Source organism: Actinomyces acetigenes, from assembly GCF_031296635.1.
In the GTDB taxonomy this organism is placed as follows: domain Bacteria; phylum Actinomycetota; class Actinomycetes; order Actinomycetales; family Actinomycetaceae; genus Actinomyces; species Actinomyces acetigenes.
In genome coordinates, this window is record NZ_JASPFC010000050.1 from 1 (window position 1) to 15,186 (window position 15,186).

Annotated in this window: 11 protein-coding genes and 1 pseudogene; 7 read left to right on the forward strand and 5 right to left on the reverse strand. The window is 67.8% G+C overall.

Annotated elements, in window-relative coordinates; genetic code table 11:
* A pseudogene (locus RIV14_RS12640) lies at nucleotides 1-446 on the forward strand (polysaccharide biosynthesis C-terminal domain-containing protein); the annotation flags it as partial.
* Nucleotides 447-466: 20 nt separating this feature from the next.
* Here RIV14_RS12640 and RIV14_RS12645 read toward each other — a convergent pair.
* Nucleotides 467-1,789, reverse strand: coding sequence for a UDP-glucose dehydrogenase family protein (locus RIV14_RS12645; protein ID WP_075373338.1), 1,323 nt, complete (start codon nucleotides 1,787-1,789; stop codon nucleotides 467-469).
* A 364-nt stretch (nucleotides 1,790-2,153) separates the two neighbouring features.
* Here RIV14_RS12645 and RIV14_RS12650 point away from each other — a divergent pair, with 364 nt between their 5' ends.
* Complete coding sequence (locus RIV14_RS12650) at nucleotides 2,154-3,962, forward strand: bifunctional folylpolyglutamate synthase/dihydrofolate synthase (RefSeq protein ID WP_075373339.1); 1,809 nt, start codon at nucleotides 2,154-2,156, stop codon at nucleotides 3,960-3,962.
* Nucleotides 3,963-3,976: 14 nt separating this feature from the next.
* Here RIV14_RS12650 and RIV14_RS12655 read toward each other — a convergent pair whose 3' ends face one another.
* The gene (locus tag RIV14_RS12655) at nucleotides 3,977-4,771 is read right to left on the reverse strand and encodes a hypothetical protein (RefSeq protein WP_075373340.1); all 795 of its coding nucleotides are present in this window, start codon (nucleotides 4,769-4,771) and stop codon (nucleotides 3,977-3,979) included.
* 230 nt (nucleotides 4,772-5,001) lie between these two features.
* On the opposite strand from RIV14_RS12655, the gene RIV14_RS12660 reads away from it, so the two are divergent.
* Both RIV14_RS12660 and RIV14_RS12665 read left to right on the forward strand, forming a co-directional pair.
* Nucleotides 5,002-6,687 carry an alpha,alpha-phosphotrehalase gene (locus RIV14_RS12660; RefSeq protein ID WP_075373341.1) on the forward strand — a complete coding sequence of 562 codons (1,686 nt, stop codon included), beginning with the start codon at nucleotides 5,002-5,004 and terminating at the stop codon, nucleotides 6,685-6,687.
* A 103-nt stretch (nucleotides 6,688-6,790) separates the two neighbouring features.
* Nucleotides 6,791-8,842 (forward strand): PTS sugar transporter subunit IIABC, encoded by a 2,052-nt coding sequence (locus RIV14_RS12665; RefSeq protein WP_075373342.1) that lies wholly within the window; start codon nucleotides 6,791-6,793, stop codon nucleotides 8,840-8,842.
* Nucleotides 8,843-9,008: 166 nt separating this feature from the next.
* Here RIV14_RS12665 and RIV14_RS12670 read toward each other — a convergent pair whose 3' ends face one another.
* Complete coding sequence (locus tag RIV14_RS12670; protein ID WP_075373343.1) at nucleotides 9,009-9,740, reverse strand: UTRA domain-containing protein; 732 nt, start codon at nucleotides 9,738-9,740, stop codon at nucleotides 9,009-9,011.
* 374 nt (nucleotides 9,741-10,114) lie between these two features.
* Between RIV14_RS12670 and dhaL the strand changes: the two genes are divergently transcribed.
* Both dhaL and ndk read left to right on the forward strand, forming a co-directional pair.
* Nucleotides 10,115-10,795 carry a dihydroxyacetone kinase subunit DhaL gene (dhaL, locus tag RIV14_RS12675; protein ID WP_075373344.1) on the forward strand — a complete coding sequence of 227 codons (681 nt, stop codon included), beginning with the start codon at nucleotides 10,115-10,117 and terminating at the stop codon, nucleotides 10,793-10,795.
* An 85-nt stretch (nucleotides 10,796-10,880) separates the two neighbouring features.
* Nucleotides 10,881-11,321: a nucleoside-diphosphate kinase gene (ndk, locus tag RIV14_RS12680; protein WP_075373345.1), complete on the forward strand. Its 441-nt coding sequence runs from the start codon at nucleotides 10,881-10,883 to the stop codon at nucleotides 11,319-11,321.
* Between the two features lie 128 nt (nucleotides 11,322-11,449).
* Here the strand turns inward: ndk and RIV14_RS12685 are convergent, their stop codons facing one another.
* Together RIV14_RS12685 and RIV14_RS12690 are read right to left on the reverse strand one after the other, a co-directional pair.
* Nucleotides 11,450-12,694, reverse strand: coding sequence for an ABC transporter permease (locus RIV14_RS12685; RefSeq protein ID WP_075373346.1), 1,245 nt, complete (start codon nucleotides 12,692-12,694; stop codon nucleotides 11,450-11,452).
* A complete protein-coding gene (locus tag RIV14_RS12690; RefSeq protein WP_075373347.1) occupies nucleotides 12,694-13,641 on the reverse strand; it encodes an ABC transporter ATP-binding protein in 948 nt (315 codons plus the stop codon). The genes RIV14_RS12685 and RIV14_RS12690 overlap by 1 nt, the downstream gene beginning before the upstream one ends.
* 164 nt (nucleotides 13,642-13,805) lie before the next feature.
* Between RIV14_RS12690 and RIV14_RS12695 the strand changes: the two genes are divergently transcribed.
* The coding region (locus RIV14_RS12695) for a chromosome segregation SMC family protein (RefSeq protein ID WP_309325215.1) at nucleotides 13,806-15,186 on the forward strand (1,381 nt) is incomplete at its 3' end.

Consider the following 15,186-nt stretch of genomic DNA (forward strand, 5'->3'; position numbering starts at 1 on the left):
TCCCCCTGCTCATGCTGGCGGCGACCTTCGGGGTCATGACCATCTTCTTCGGCACCTTCTACCAGGCGCTCATGAACAGTCGCATGCTCATGGTCTCCACCATGATGGGGGCGGTGGTCAACGTGATCCTCGGGGTGGCTCTCGTACCGTTCATGGGGTCGTGGGGCGCCGGCCTGGCCGGAGCGGTGGCCTACGCCCTCATCCTGGTGGTGCGGGCACGAGACCTCCGGCGCCGCATCGACCTGCCCATAGACCGCCCGCGCCTCACCTATCAGCTCGCACTGCTCAGCACCATGGCCGTGTGCACGTCCTTCGACGGCGGCTCATGGCTGAGCGCGACAGTCTGGGCCTGCCTGATCCTCCTGGCGACCAGCGATACGACAGTGCTGGTCGCCTGCGCTCGCGCAGTGGCCGGACCGCTGATGCGCAGACTTGGGCGGCGCTGAGCCTGCGCCGCCCAAGCCCCTCACCGCCGTCCGATGCCGCGGTAGCTCCAACCGGCCGCCTTCCAGGCCTGCGCGTCCAGGCAGTTGCGTCCGTCAATGACGTAACAGGTGCGCACCAGGCCAGCCGCCTGGGCGGGGTCGAGATCCCGATACTCGCGCCACTCCGTACCGATGATGACCAGATCAGTCCCCTCCAGGGCGGACTGCGCGGAGGCAGCGACCTCGTAGGGGCGGTTCGTCCTCTTAGCGAGGATCGGGCCGGCGGCCGGATCGTGCACGACGACCCGTTCGACCATGCCCGACAGCTCCACGGCGAGATCCAGGGCGGGAGAGTTACGCATGTCGTCGCTGTCCGGTTTGAAAGCCGCCCCGAGGACCGTCACCGTGGCGGCGGAGGTGTGCTCGCCGAGGAGCTCTCGAACTGTGCGGATGACACCGGCGCGCATGGTGTCGTTGACCCGATCGACCTCCGCAAGGAAGGCCAGGGCGTCGCCGACGCCGAGCTCGCCGGCGCGGGCCTGGAATGCGCGGATGTCCTTGGGCAGGCAGCCCCCACCGAAGCCGATACCGGCGCGCAGGAACCGGCGCCCAATACGGTCATCCATGCCGATCGCCTCAGCGAGGGCCGTCACATTGGCCCCCGCGGCGTCGCAGACCTGGGACATGGCGTTGATGAAGGAGATCTTCGTGGCCAGGAAGGCGTTCGCACTGATCTTGACCAGCTCGGCGGTGGCGTAGTCCATGACCAGGCGCGGAGTGCCGGCGGCCAGGATCTGTGCGTAGACCGCATCCATTGTCTCCTGGGCGCCGGCGGCGGCGTCGGGATTCTCCGGCACGCCGTAGACCATCCGGTCCGGACGCAGCGTGTCCTGAACAGCGAAGCCCTCCCGCAGGAACTCCGGGTTCCACAACAGCAGCGCCCCGGTCGGCTCGATCAGCCGAGACAGGCGCGAGGCGGTGCCAACGGGAACCGTGGACTTGCCGGCGACCACCTCGAGACCACTGGTGCAGCGCCCCAGGTGAGGGAGCATGGAGGTCACGGCCGCGTCGACGTAAGTCATGTCCGCCGCCCCCGACTCGGACTGCGGTGTGCCCACGCCGATGAAATGGACCTGGGCTCCCTCAATGGCGGAGAAGTCCTGAGTGAAGGTCAGGCGCCCGGCCTCCACGTTACGGGTCAGAAGCCCTTCCAGCTCGGGCTCGAAGAACGGCGCCCTGCCGTTGCTCAGAAGATTTATCTTGTGAGCGTCGACGTCCACGCCCACCACATCATGCCCAAGCTCCGCCATTGATGCAGCGTGAACAGCACCGAGATATCCGCAACCAATCACTGACAAACGCATGGAGGAAGCCTAGGCAGGTATGTGGGGGGTATGTCTACCCCTATACCCGTAGGGTCCCCTGGTGAATTCCTCAAATATTTCACCGAGAATTAGGATGTATTCACTGAGTATTCATGCGGCAATCATGGTAGTCGTATTGTCTGAGCTATTCGGATGTGCTTGTGCTCCGAAAAAAGATTTAAGAAGAAATTGTTGTGCGGGCCTGGGCCTTGCCGTGAGAGACGTGCGCTCACGTGATTCTTCTGTCAGCCATCGTGGCGGGGGAGTGGCCGGGAGTCTTCGGGGCCTCGGCTAGATTAGGGCTGGGCGGGAGCGCTTGAGAGAGCCTCTGTCCAACCCGCCACGTCGAGTAAAGGATGGCACAGTGCCCGTAGACGACGACTCCAAGCAGGTCAGGCCCGGCGCCGCCTTCGGCATCCCCGAGGGTGCCACGGGGGAGGAGGTCGTCGACGCCGTCTTCGGCCAGGCCGGTATCGACCCCGAGCTCCTGCCCTACCTGGAGGCTGCAGGCGCCCCCGCTCTGGCTGAGGGCGAGGGCCAGACCGTCTCCGTCTTCGAGCTTCAACAGGCCGGCGCCCAGCGGCAGGCCGACGCCGAGGCCCAGGACCGCGAGGATCTCGAGGCTCTGCGCGAGCTCGTCGCCGCCAACATGATCCCCGGCGGTGACACTGACCGCCTCGAGGAGCTCCTCGCCGAGGTGGACGCCGATGACTCCGACGACTGGGACTCCTGGGAGCCCCAGCTCCCCGACGACTCCGAGGGCGAGCACCTGCGCGACCTGCGAGCCGCCGCCCGCGGTGTCGAAATCTCCGCCCGCATGCGCCAGGTCGAGGCCGAGATCCTCGCGCGCGCTCCCGAGCACCAGGTCCAGCCCTCCCTGGAGCGTGTCGAGGCCGTCCTCGACCTCCTGGGTAACCCCGAGCGCACCTACCGCACCGTTCACATCACCGGCACCAACGGCAAGACCTCCACCGCCCGCATGACCGAGCGTCTTCTGGCTGCCGGCGGCATGCGCACCGGCCGCTTCACCTCCCCGCACCTGGCCACCATCCGCGAGCGCATCAGCCTTGACGGTGAACCGATCAGCGAGGAGGGCTTCATCGCCGCCTGGGAGGACGTGGCCCCTTACATCGCTATGGTCGATGAGCGCTCCCAGGCCGCCGGTGGCCCCCGCCTGTCCTTCTTCGAGGTGCTGGCCGTCATGGCTCTGGCTGCTTTCGCCGACTATCCCGTCGACGTGGCCGTCATCGAGGTGGGCATGGGCGGGCGGTGGGATGCCACGAATGTCATCGGCTCCGACGTCGCCGTCATCACCCCGATCGGGCGGGACCATGAGCGCTGGCTAGGCTCGTCGATCACTGAGATCGCTCACGAGAAGGCCGGCATCATCAAGGACGGCTCCACCGTCATCGTCGCCCACCAGGTCCCCGACGCCGCTGGCGAGATCGAGCAGGCCGCAGCCTCTCATCGGGCCATCGTGCGTCGGGAGCGGGACCCGCAGGAGGACCCCACCTCGCCGGAGGCCGGTGTCCTGCAGGTTCTCGACCGCCAGCTCGCCGTCGGTGGCCAGATGGCCACCTTCGCCACGGCAGCGGCCGTCTACGAGGACGTCTTCGTCCCGTTGCACGGGGAGTATCAAGCCCACAACGCCCTGCTGGCTCTGGCTGCCGCCGAGGCGGTCCATGGCGGGCGCCGGCTGCCCGCGCGCATTGTCGAGGACGGCTTCGCCTCCGTCACCAGCCCGGGCCGTCTGGAGGTGCTGCGCTCCTCGCCCACGGTCCTGGTTGACGCCGGACACAACCCCCACGGCATCGAGGCCCTCACTGGAGCCATCGAGGAGGCCTTCGGCTTCCAGCACCTCGTGGCGGTCCTGGGGGTCATGGCGGACAAGGACGCCGAGGGCATCCTGGCGGGCTTGGAGCCGGTGACCGACGCCGTCGTGTGCGTCCCCATCGACTCGCCCCGGGCCATGGATGTCGACGACCTGGGCGAGATCGCCCGGGAGGTCTACGGTGCCGACCGCGTCGTCGTGAGCCAGCAGCTCGGCGAGGGCGTGGAGCAGGCGGTTGCCCTATCCGAGGGGTATGACGCCCCGCTGACCGCCTCGGGAATCCTCATTGTCGGCTCCGTGGTCCTGGCCGCAGAAGCCCGCGCCCTGTTCGGCAGGCCCTGAATCGCCCGGGCGTTCTAGCCGGTCACCTGATTTCCCTGGGAGTCGTAGACCGTGACATTCGACTTGTCGAACGAGTTCCCGTTCCAGGTCAGGTCGGCGCTGCCCGTCCCCGAGCCGGTGTGTATCCCGCTGGTGTCCGTCGGGAGCCTCTCGTTGCGCCACTCCACGTGCAGGATGACGCCACGGGAATCCAGCGAGGTGACGAGCGGTTCGTAGGATTCTGCGCCACTGATCCTGGACAGGTCATAGGAGGCCGCGAGGCTCAGGTCGTTGTCGTAGAAGGCCAGGGAGGGGAAGGCGGCCGAGCCGCCGCCGTTGCAGGTTAGTGCCACCACTGTGGTGGCGGTGCCGTTGAGCCTGTAGGTGGCGGAGGCGTCCTCGATTCGGGCGAAGCCGCCGCGGCTCAGGGAAGCCTGTCCGCCGGAGAAGGATACGGGCCCGCTGTCCGTGCATGTTGGGGGCAGCGGCAGTGAGGCGTTGAGGAGAGCGTCGCGCCCCGGGGCGGCGTCAGTCGGTGTCGGGGTGGAGGTCTGGGTGGTCGGGGTCGGCTCAGACGGTGATGCTGAGGCGGTTTGCGGCGGTGCCGCTGATGACTTCTGTCCGTCTCCAGGCGTAGAGGGGGCTGCTGAGTGTGAGGCTGTGGAGGCCTCCTGGGTGGCGGGTGAGGCGTCAGTGGATGCGGTCCCACTCGTGCCGCATGAGCTCAGTGCCAGGGCGCACAGAAGCGGAAGGGTGCTGCACAGAACCGCGCGAGGGTGGGGCTGGGAGACGGGGAGACGGTGTGGGCCAGTGGGCTTGCGTCTGCTCACGAGAGGGCATCTTTCTTGTGGAGAGGGCGGGGCGCGCTATCGGGTGGCGGTCAGGCTGCACGTGGGGACGGGTGTCCAGCCGCTCGTGATACCGCTTACAAAATTCGATCATATGATTTATAGCACATAACTCCGGGTCGACAACTTGTGCACACAAGTGCATACTTGTGTGCACAAGTTGCCCAGAGGTGGGTCCTTCGGTTCCATCCTGCTTCCCACAGGAGTCCCGCATGTCATTGACGGACAGCGTCGTCTACCAGATTTATCCCAAGTCCTTCCGTGACTCCACCGGTGACGGTGTAGGCGACCTGCGCGGCATCATCGAGAAGGTCGACTACATCGCCTCGCTGGGGGTGGATCATGTCTGGTTCAACCCCTTCTTCCCCTCACCGGGCCGGGACAACGGCTACGACATCTCCGACTACTGCGCCATCGACCCAGCCATGGGAACCATGGAGGACTTCGAGGATCTTGTCGCCGCCCTGGGCAAGCGCGGCATCGGTGTCATGCTGGACATGGTTCTCAACCACGTCTCCACCGATCATGAGTGGTTCCAGCGGGCCCTGGCTGGAGACCCCGAGTACCAGGACTATTTCTACCTGCTGCCGCCCAAGGAGGACGGCTCGCTGCCCACCAACTGGGTCTCCAAGTTCGGCGGCCCCGCCTGGGCGCCTTTCGGTGACACCGGCCTGTACTACCTGTGCCTCTACGACCGCACCCAGGCCGACCTCAACTGGCACAACCCCGCTGTGCGCGCCCAGGCCGCGAGGGTCGTCAACTTCTGGCGCTCCAAGGGCGTCAAGGACTTCCGCTTCGACGTCATCAACGTCATCGGCAAAACCCTGCCGCTTGAGGATGCGCCCGCTGGTACCGATGACCGCTACATGTACACCGACGGCCCCCTCGTCCATGACTACCTGCGTGAGCTCTCCGCCGCCAGCTTCGGCCAGGACCCCGATGCGATGACAGTCGGCGAGATGTCCTCAACCACCGTCGAGGCCTGTGTCGGCTACTCCAACCCGGCCAATGGTGAGCTGAGCATGGTCTTCAGCTTCCACCATCTCAAGGTCGACTATGCCAACGGCGACAAGTGGACCCGCGTCCCCTACGACTTCGCCGCTCTCAAGCGCATCCTCAACGAGTGGGCCCTGGGCATGCAGGCCGGCGGCGGCTGGAACGCCCTGTTCTGGAACAACCATGACCAGCCCCGCGCCATCGACCGCTTCGCTGATCCCGTGAACTACCACGTCGAGTCCGCGACCATGCTGGCCACTGTCATCCACCTGCTGCGCGGAACGCCTTACGTCTACATGGGTGAGGAGATCGGCATGACCGACCCCGCCTACCGGTCCATCGAGGACTACGTCGACATCGAGGCCCGCAACGCCTACAAGGAGCTGACAGCCGGCGGCATGGAGCCCCAGGAGGCCTTCGCCGTCGTCCACTCCAAGGCCCGCGACAACGCACGTACCCCCATGCAGTGGAACGCTGAGGTCCCCGGCGCCGGATTCACCACCGGCACGCCCTGGCTACGGCCCACCAACCAGGGGGCCGTCAATGTCGAGCGCGAGGAGGTGCAGGGGCGGATCCTGCCCTACTACCGCCGCCTCATCGCCCTGCGTCAGGAGCTTCCCGTCATCTCCCGCGGCGCCTACGCCCCCTACCTCCTGGAGCACGAGGACGTCCTGGCCTATATCCGTGAGCACGAGGGCAGCCGCCTGCTGGTGCTGTGCAACTTCAGTGCCCATGATGCCGAGGTCCCTGTCCCCGAAGACTTCATCGCCGCCCGCATCCTCATCGGCAACTATGACGGCAACGACTCCTCACGCAGCCCCGGTGAGTTGCCCGCCGCCGACCGCCTTGAGAAGGGGGCGCTTCGCCTGCGGCCCTACGAAGCCATCGCCCTGCTCGCCTGAGCCCCCTGCCCACTGCCCTGCCTCTGTCCTCTGCCCGCCCCGGAGAGCAGCCGAGCCGCCCTCCCCGATACCGCACTCCTCCGCGCCCCGAAAGGAACCCTCCATGTCCGAACCAGATCACGGCCCCGTGGTCCCCATCTCCGCCCCGATGACGGGGACGGTCATCGACCTCTCCGACGTCCCCGACCCCGTCTTCTCCTCCAAGGCCGTGGGAGACGGGCTCGGGATCGAGCCCGCCGACGACGGCGCGATCGTCTCCCCGGTGGACGCCACCGTCACCATGGTCGCAGGCACCGGTCACGCCATCGGCTTCAAGAGCGAGTCGGGCCTGGAGATCCTGCTGCACCTCGGTGTCGACACCGTCGAGCTCGAGGGCGTCCCCTTCGACCTGAGCGTCAAGGTCGGCGACACCGTCAAGGCCGGACAAGCCCTGGGCACCATGGATCTTGAGGCCGTCCGCGCCGCGGGCAAGGCGACCACCGCCATCGTGGTCCTGACCAACACGATCACTCACCTGGCCCACCTGGACGTCACCACAGGGACCGCGGACGCGGGCACCTCCATCGCCACCGCCACGCTCAAGGTCGAGGGTGAGGCTGCGGCTTCAGCAGAGGCCACGAGCGCCGAGGTTGAAGCCAGTACCACCGACGGCGCACGCACTGACGGACTTACCGGCTTCGACGCCACCGCAGCCGACATCATCACCGGCATCGGCGGCCCCGACAACGTCCGCTCCGTCCTGCACTGCATCACCCGCGTGCGCTTCTACCTCAAGGACGAGTCCTTTGCCGACGACGAGGCTGTGGCGGACCTCGACGGCGTCATTGACGTCGTCAAGTCAGGCGGCCAGTACCAGGTGGTCATCGGCCCCGACGTCGTCGACGTCTACGACGCCGTCGTCGCCCAGCTGCCGAACGTGGGGGCCGGCGAGCAGGTCGCCGACGTCGAGGTCGTCGAGCGGCCCACAACCCTGTGGGGATGGGTCAAGCTCGGCTTCTCCTCCCTCATCGGTGTCATCACCGGATCGATGATCCCCGTGGTGGGTATGTTGGCGGCCTCCGGAATCCTCAAGGGTCTCCTGGCACTGCTCGTCCAGTTCAAGGTCGTCACCGAGGTCTCCAACACCTTCCACTTCATCGACGCCATGAGCTCGTCGATGTTCTTCTTCCTGCCGATCATCGTCGGCTTCACCGCGGCCAAGCGCCTGGGCGCCGACCCCATCGTCGTGGCCATCATCGGTGGAGTGCTGTGCTACCCCTCCGTGGTGGACATGTCCAAGAACACCGACGACGTCATCACCGTGGGGCGCACTGTCTTCAATGCCGACTTCTTCGGAATCCCGGTCTCTCTTCCCGCAGTCAACGCCTACGCCTACTCGATCTTCCCCATCATCGTGGGGGCCTGGCTCGCCTCCAAGATCGAGCCCTGGCTCAAGAAGGTACTGCCGGCCGTCATCCGACCGATCTTCGGGCCGCTCATCGAGATCTTCGTGGTGTCCGCCCTCATCCTGCTGGTCTTCGGTCCCGTCGTCATGCTCGTCTCAGGTGGGATCGCCACCGTCATCAACGCGGTGCTGGGCTTCAACTACACGCTCGCGGGTCTGCTCATCGGTGGCTTCTACCAGTGCCTGGTCATCTTCGGCCTGCACTGGGCGGTCATCCCGATCATCTCCTCCGAGCTCGCCAGCCCCGGATACTCCCACCTCAACGCCATCGTCTCGGCCACGATGATCGCCCAGGGCGGTGGTGCCCTGGCCGTCTGGCTCAAGGTGCGTGACGCTCGCATCAAGCGCATGGCTGCCCCGGCCACGATCTCCGCCTTCTGCGGGGTGACCGAGCCGGCCATGTACGGCCTCAACCTCAAGTACGGTCGCATCTTCGTCACCGCCTCGATCGGCGGCGCCGTCGGCGGGCTGCTCACCGGGCTGCTCAACGTCAATATGTGGGGCTTCACTGGAGGCTTCGTCGGATTCCCATCCTTCGTCAACCCCAAGGGGATGGACGCCTCCTTCACCGGCTTCTGGATCGCCGGGAGCGCGGCTCTCCTGGTCTCCTTCCTGTGCACCTACTTCTTCGGCTTCAAGCAGGCCGACTTCGACAAGGAGCGCACGGTCAAGAAGGTCCGCCTCGGCAACCGCGAGCCTGTCGCCAAGTAGGACGGTGGCCTACTGACACGGACGTGCTCAACGAGCCTGTCCCGCTGTCATCAGTAGGTCGGTGGCCCGGAAGCATCCTGAGATGCAGCCGGGCCACCGACCTGTGTCTGTGGACACTCGCGCAGCGCTCGGAGCGCGCGACTCTGTCCGGGGCAGTGCTTTCGGCTCAGCGCTCGGCCGGCAGCCGGTGCGCGGTGTCCTGGAAGGCGAAGCCCACGGGGGAGTGGCGCGAGCGCGTGTACTCGAAGAGAACCCCGGCCGAGTCGAAGGTCACCGAGGAGACGACGACGACACAGTCCATCCCGTCCAGGTGGATGAGCCGGCGATCCTCGTCCGTGGCCCGCTCCACCGTGATCCGCCGAGTCGCGCTGGCCACCCGCACCCCAAGGACCTCCTCCAGGTAGGCGTAGATCGAGGACTCGACGATCTGCTGCGTCAGATGAGGAGCCATCGAGGTCAGGAAGTAGCTGGTGTCCACGATGAGGGGGACATCGTCCAACAGACGCAGCCGCTTGACTGCGATGATCTCAGCGCCCTCGGTCATACCGGAGGCCATAGCCATCTCGGCGTCGACCACACCCTCCTCCAAGGAGATCATGTGGGTGCTCAGAGGCATCCGGTTGCGTGCGGCGGCCTCCTGGAGCGACTCGATCCCCCCGACCAGGAAGGTGGAGGTTGCGCGTGGTCGGGAGATCACCTGGACGCCTCGCCCCTGCATCGTCTGGACATAGCCCTGGGCCACGAGCAGAGCGAGCGCCTTGCGCACTGTGTTGCGGGTGCACGCGAACTCCTCGGCCAGCGTGTTCTCCGAGGGGAGCATCTCGAGGAAGCCGTAGGCGCCTGACTCGATACGCCCGCGCAGGGTCTGGAAGATCTGGTTGTACTTGGCCTGGGCCACGGGGCGGCTCCTCTTCCTGAGGCTTGGTGACGGTCGGTGGACGAGTGGTACTGCACCTGAACCTGTGCATACAAGTATGACGTCGTCGGCCTCCTCCGCGCCACCTGCGGAGGCGTGATCGTTTGTGCTGGTCAAGCGCAACTTTCCGGTCCCAACGAGCGAGGTCATCCGGTGCGTGAGAGGATGGAAAACGAGCGGGCGATGAGCACCTCGTCGGCCTGCTCCGGCGCGTCCCACGAACGTTCCCGGAATGCGTCGGGACCCATCGGGTCCGCGCAGGGCCCGATCACAGCCGCATGGTCGTCCTTCACCCCTTGGGTGCATGGCGGTCAGGCCTGGAACCAACACCTGCCAAGACCCGAGAAGGAAACACCATGTCCTTGGACGCTGCCTGGGCCCTCGACTGGGCCCGTCGCGCCGCCCTGCTGGCCACCGAGAACCGCGCCGAGCTGACCGAGCTGGACCGAGCCATCGGAGACGCCGACCACGGCGACAACCTCGATCGCGGAATGAGGGCCGTGGTCACCAAGCTCAATGCCGCCCAGGAGGCAGGAAACCTTCCGGCTACTCCCGGGGGAGTCCTCAAGCTCGTCGCCACCACCCTCATGGCCACCGTCGGCGGTGCCGGAGGCCCGCTGCTGGGCACCGCCTTCCTCAGGGCCGCCCGCTCCAGCGACGCCCACGCCTGGGGGGCACAGGAACTGGCCCGGGCTCTGGAGGAGGCAACCTCGGGCCTGGAGGCCAGAGGACATGCCACCAGCGGGGACAAGACCATGGCCGACGCCTGGCGACCCGCGGCGATGGCCGCCAAGGAGGCCGCGGAGATCGGAGAGGATGAGATCGGAGTCCTTGCCGCGGCCGCGCAGGCCGCCGCCAAGGGGGCCCAGGACACCGAGCCCCTCCAGGCCCGCCGCGGCCGGGCCTCCTTCCTGGGGGAGCGCTCCTGCGGGCACCGCGACCCCGGCGCCCAGTCCTCGGCCCTCATTCTCCAGGCTGCCGCCGACGCCGCCCGCGACCGCTCCTCCGACCCGCTCCTGGTAGTTGAACAGGCCTGAGTCCGACACTGCCATGGCCTGAAGGGGGTCGGACCCGTTATGGTCCACTCGGTCCCTCACCAGCCAACCCAGCAAGGAGACTCCCATGGCCAGCACGTCCGGCACCGGCCGCATCCTCATCCTCATCAAGCCCGACGCCGTCGAGCGTCGCCTCACCGGTGAGATCCTGCGCCGTATCGAGGCCAAGGGATACGCCCTGACGGCCCTGAAGGTCCTCACTCCCACCGAGAAGATCCTCGCCCAGCACTACGCCGAGCACGTGGACAAGCCCTTCTACCCCGGCGTCGTGGAGTACATGACCTCCGGCAACGTGGTGGCCGCAGTCGCCGAGGGCCAGCGCGTCGTCGAGGGCGTGCGCAGCCTCATGGGCCCCACCGACCCCACCACGGCCGCCCCCGGCACCATCCGCGGAGACCTGGGACGCGACTGGGGCACGCCCGCCATCCTCAACCTCGTCCACGGCTCGGACAGCGACGAGTCCGCCGCCCGCGAGATCGCCATCTGGTTCCCCGAGCTGGCCGACTGACTCCCAGCCCCTCCCTCAGGGCGCCTGACGCCCGCCATGACATGAGATGACGATGGTGCGACTCCCCTCACAGGAGTCGCACCATCGTCATCGGGGCGTGGCCGGTGAAGGCCGATGAGACCTCTCGCTCAGGCCCGCTCGGCCCTTCTGAGGACCTCCTTGAGAGGGACTCGGGCACCGGTGCGGGTCACGGCCCGGGTGTAGATCGCCGCCGCCACGTGCACCAGCAGTGGCAGGAAGACCAGCGCGATCGCCAGGGCGACCAGCTGCTCGGTCCAGGAGGAGACCCCCAGCACCAGGCGCGCCGGCATCATGAAGGGAGCGAAGGGCGGCAGGTAGGACAGGACTCGGAAGGTCGTGCTGTTGCTGTCCCCGGTGGCCATCAAGAAGCTCAGGACATAGGGGACCATGGAGAGCATGACCAGGGGCATGCTCACCGAGCTGACGTCCTCCTGACGGCTCACGAGTGAGGCCGCAGCCCCGAAGGCGACCGCGAAGATCGCGTAGCCCACGATCATCCACATGATCATCGCGACGAGCACGCCGTCCAGGTTGAGACTGATGTCCGGCATGACTCCCGTGGCCTTCGCGGTGGTGACCCCGACGACGGCGACGAGCCCGGTGGTCAGGACCGAGGCGATACCGATCCCCAGGATCTTGCCGGCCAGCAGCGAGCTGGGGCGCACGCACGCCAGGAGGATCTCCACGATCCGGCTCGACTTCTCCTCCACCACCCCCTGGGCGATGAACTGACCGCCGCCCATGATGGCGAACAGCAGCAGGACGTCGATCGTCATGAGGATCGCGTAGCGCGAGCCGAAGTCGGCCGAATCCCGCTGAGGGGCGTTGAGCACCGTGACCTTGGGCTTGGCGGCGCTGAGCTGGGAGGCCACCTGGGCGGGGTCGCCTCCCAAGGACGCGATCTGCCGGCCCAGAGCCGACTGCTGAAGGAAGGCCGTGGCCCCTGAGACGACCGCGTCGTCGGCTGACTTGTCCACAGTGATGGTGGGGGCGGAGCCGGAGACGTCCAGGACCATGTCCACGTGCGGCGTGCCCTCGGGGGAGTCCTCGGCCAGGACGTCCTTCGCCTGGTGGGCGGAGACGTCAACGAGCTCGATCGTCTTCCCGTTGGAGGCGGCCACCTTGTCCAACCCGGCGGCCTGGGTGGGGGTCACGCCCTTGAGCCCGACCCGGTAGGCCTGGTCCTGGCCCGAGGTGTAGAGCTTGACGCCGACGATGCCGCCGACGGCGGCGATGAGCAGCACCAGGGTCAGGATGATGGTCGACTTCTTCAGCAGGTGCGCCCGCAGCTCGCGGCCGGTGACCAGGGCGATCTCCTGACGACGAGTAATAGGGCTGGTCCGGTCGCTCATCAGTGCGTCTCCTTCGTCTCGCTGGTGTCTGCGGTTCCCTCGCGGGAGGTGGCGGTCAGCACATCCCGGAAGATCTCGGTGAGCCGGTGACGCACCGGGCCGAGCTCGCGCACCGTCCCCAGGCGCTGGGCCGTGCTCAAAAGCTCCTGCTCATCGGCTCCCGCCGCGGTGATGACCAGGCGGCCGGCGTCATCGACCTCGACCGTGGGGGCGGGCAGGTTCAAGGAGGCAGCCTGCACCGGCGCGCTGCCCGCGGCCCGCTCGACAACGAGCCGCCAGCGGGGCGTCTCGGTGGCCTGCAGCTCGGGAATCGTCCCGTCGGCCACGAGCCGACCCGAGCGGATGATGACCACCCGGTCGCACAGGCGCTCGACGACGTCGAGCTGGTGGGAGGAGAAGAGAGTGGGCACGCCTGCGGCCGCCCGCTCCAGGATGACCTGGCTCATGACGTCCACGGCCACCGGGTCCAGGCCGGAGAAGGGCTCATCGAGAATGAGCAGCTCGGGGCTGCTCACCAGCGCGGCGGCCAGCTGGACGCGCTGCTGGTTGCCCAGCGACAGGCTCTGCACCTCGTCGCCGCGGCGCTCCTCCAGGCCTAGGCGCTCGGTCCACTGGTTCGCAGCCGCCTTGGCGGCGGAGGCGGACAGTCCGTGGAGGCGGGCCAGGTAGATGAGCTGCTCGGCCACCTTCATCCGGGGATAGAGGCCGCGCTCCTCGGGCATGTAGCCGATACCGCGTCGGATAGCGGCGTCCACGGGGACGCCCTTCCAGGTCACGGCGCCGGCGTCGGCGTCGAGCACTCCCATGACGATGCGCATCGTGGTGGACTTGCCCGCTCCGTTCGCACCGACGAAGCCGACGATCTCACCGCGGTCCAGGGACAAGGAGAGATCGTCCAGGGCCTGCAGGCTCCCGAAGCGTTTGGACAGGCCGGACAGTTCAAGCATCATGGCTCCTTCGGGCTCGGGGACGAGGCGGGATGGCGAGGCGGGTGCGCGCCGCGTGCCCGGTTCTCTTGATATGGAAAGTTTGCTTGTCTCATGCGGCCGTGTCAAGTTTCTTTGTCGTTTTAGTCCCCGTGAGAACCGTCCGCGCTGTTAGGGTGGCGCTCGTGCACCTCAAGACGTTGACGATCAAGGGATTCAAGTCCTTCGCCTCGTCGACCACCCTCCGCCTGGAGCCCGGCATCACCGCCGTGGTCGGCCCCAACGGGTCCGGCAAGTCCAATGTTGTCGACGCCCTGACCTGGGTCATGGGGGAGCAGGGCGCCAAGAACCTGCGCGGCGGCTCCATGGCCGACGTCATCTTCGCCGGCGCAGGCTCCCGCCCGGCCCTCGGGCGCGCTGAGGTCTCCTTGACCATTGACAACACCGACGGCGCCCTGCCGATCGACTACACCGAGGTCACCATCTCGCGCACCCTGTTCCGCGGTGGCGGGTCGGAGTACCGCATCAACGGCAGCCCCTGCCGCCTCCTCGACGTTCAGGAGCTCCTCAGCGACACGGGCCTCGGGCGCCAGATGCACGTCGTTGTCGGGCAGGGGCAGCTCGACGCCGTCCTGAGCGCCACGCCTGAGGACCGCCGCGGCTTCATCGAGGAGGCCGCCGGCGTCCTCAAGCACCGCAAGCGCAAGGAGCGCGCCCTTCGCAAGCTCGAGTCCATGGCCGCCGACCTCGCCCGCGTCGCCGACCTCACCCAGGAGCTGCGCCGTCAGCTCGGCCCCCTGGCCCGGCAGGCCGCCATCGCCCGGCGCGCCCGGAGCATCCAGGTCGAGGTTCGTGACGCCACCGCCCGGCTCCTGGCCGACGACGTCGTCCAGGCTCAGTCCCTCCTGGAGGCCGGGGACGAGGACAAGGAGGCCCTGGCGCGGCGCCGCAGCGCCGTCGAGGAGGCCGAGCGCGTCGCCAGGGCTCGCCTGAGCGAGCTGGCCGCCATCGAGACCACCTCCGCCCAGCGCCTCGCCCGGGCCGGCAGGACCTGGGAGGAGCTCACTGGTGCGGCCCAGTCCCTCGGGGCGCTCGCGGACGTGGCCGGCGAGCGGATTCGGCTCCTGGCCTCCGCGCCCGCCCCGAGCCACGGCACCGATCCTGAGGAGCTCGAGCGTCGGGCCGAGGCCGCGGGCCGGGAGGAGGCCGAGCTCGCCGACACCCTCGAGGCCGCCCGCACCGCACTCAGTGACGCCACCCGGGTGCGCACGGACGCGGAGACTGCCGAGAAGGCGGCGGACCAGGAGCTCTCGGCCGCTCAGCGCCGAGTCTCAGAGCGACGAGAGACCATCGCCCGGGCCGGTGGGCGCGTCGCCTCGGCACGCAGCCGCCACGAGGCCAGCCTGGCCGCCCTCGAGCAGGCGCGCAGCGCGCTGCGCGCCGCTGAGGCTCGCGAGGACAGCGCTCGGGCCGCCCTGGCCGAGGCCGGGGGACAAGCGGAACCGACAGAGATAGCCAGTGGTGGCGCGCAGGACGACGCCGGTGCCCCAGGGTCCGCGTCTGCAC

Coding starts and splice junctions, on each gene's coding strand:
- RIV14_RS12645 (WP_075373338.1), bottom strand. CDS start 1,789: ATGCGTTTGTCAGTGATTGGTTGCGGATATCTCGGTGCTGTTCACGCT.
- RIV14_RS12685 (WP_075373346.1), bottom strand. CDS start 12,694: ATGAGCGACCGGACCAGCCCTATTACTCGTCGTCAGGAGATCGCCCTG.
- ndk (WP_075373345.1), top strand. CDS start 10,881: ATGGCCAGCACGTCCGGCACCGGCCGCATCCTCATCCTCATCAAGCCC.
- RIV14_RS12690 (WP_075373347.1), bottom strand. CDS start 13,641: ATGCTTGAACTGTCCGGCCTGTCCAAACGCTTCGGGAGCCTGCAGGCC.
- RIV14_RS12665 (WP_075373342.1), top strand. CDS start 6,791: ATGTCCGAACCAGATCACGGCCCCGTGGTCCCCATCTCCGCCCCGATG.
- dhaL (WP_075373344.1), top strand. CDS start 10,115: ATGTCCTTGGACGCTGCCTGGGCCCTCGACTGGGCCCGTCGCGCCGCC.
- RIV14_RS12660 (WP_075373341.1), top strand. CDS start 5,002: ATGTCATTGACGGACAGCGTCGTCTACCAGATTTATCCCAAGTCCTTC.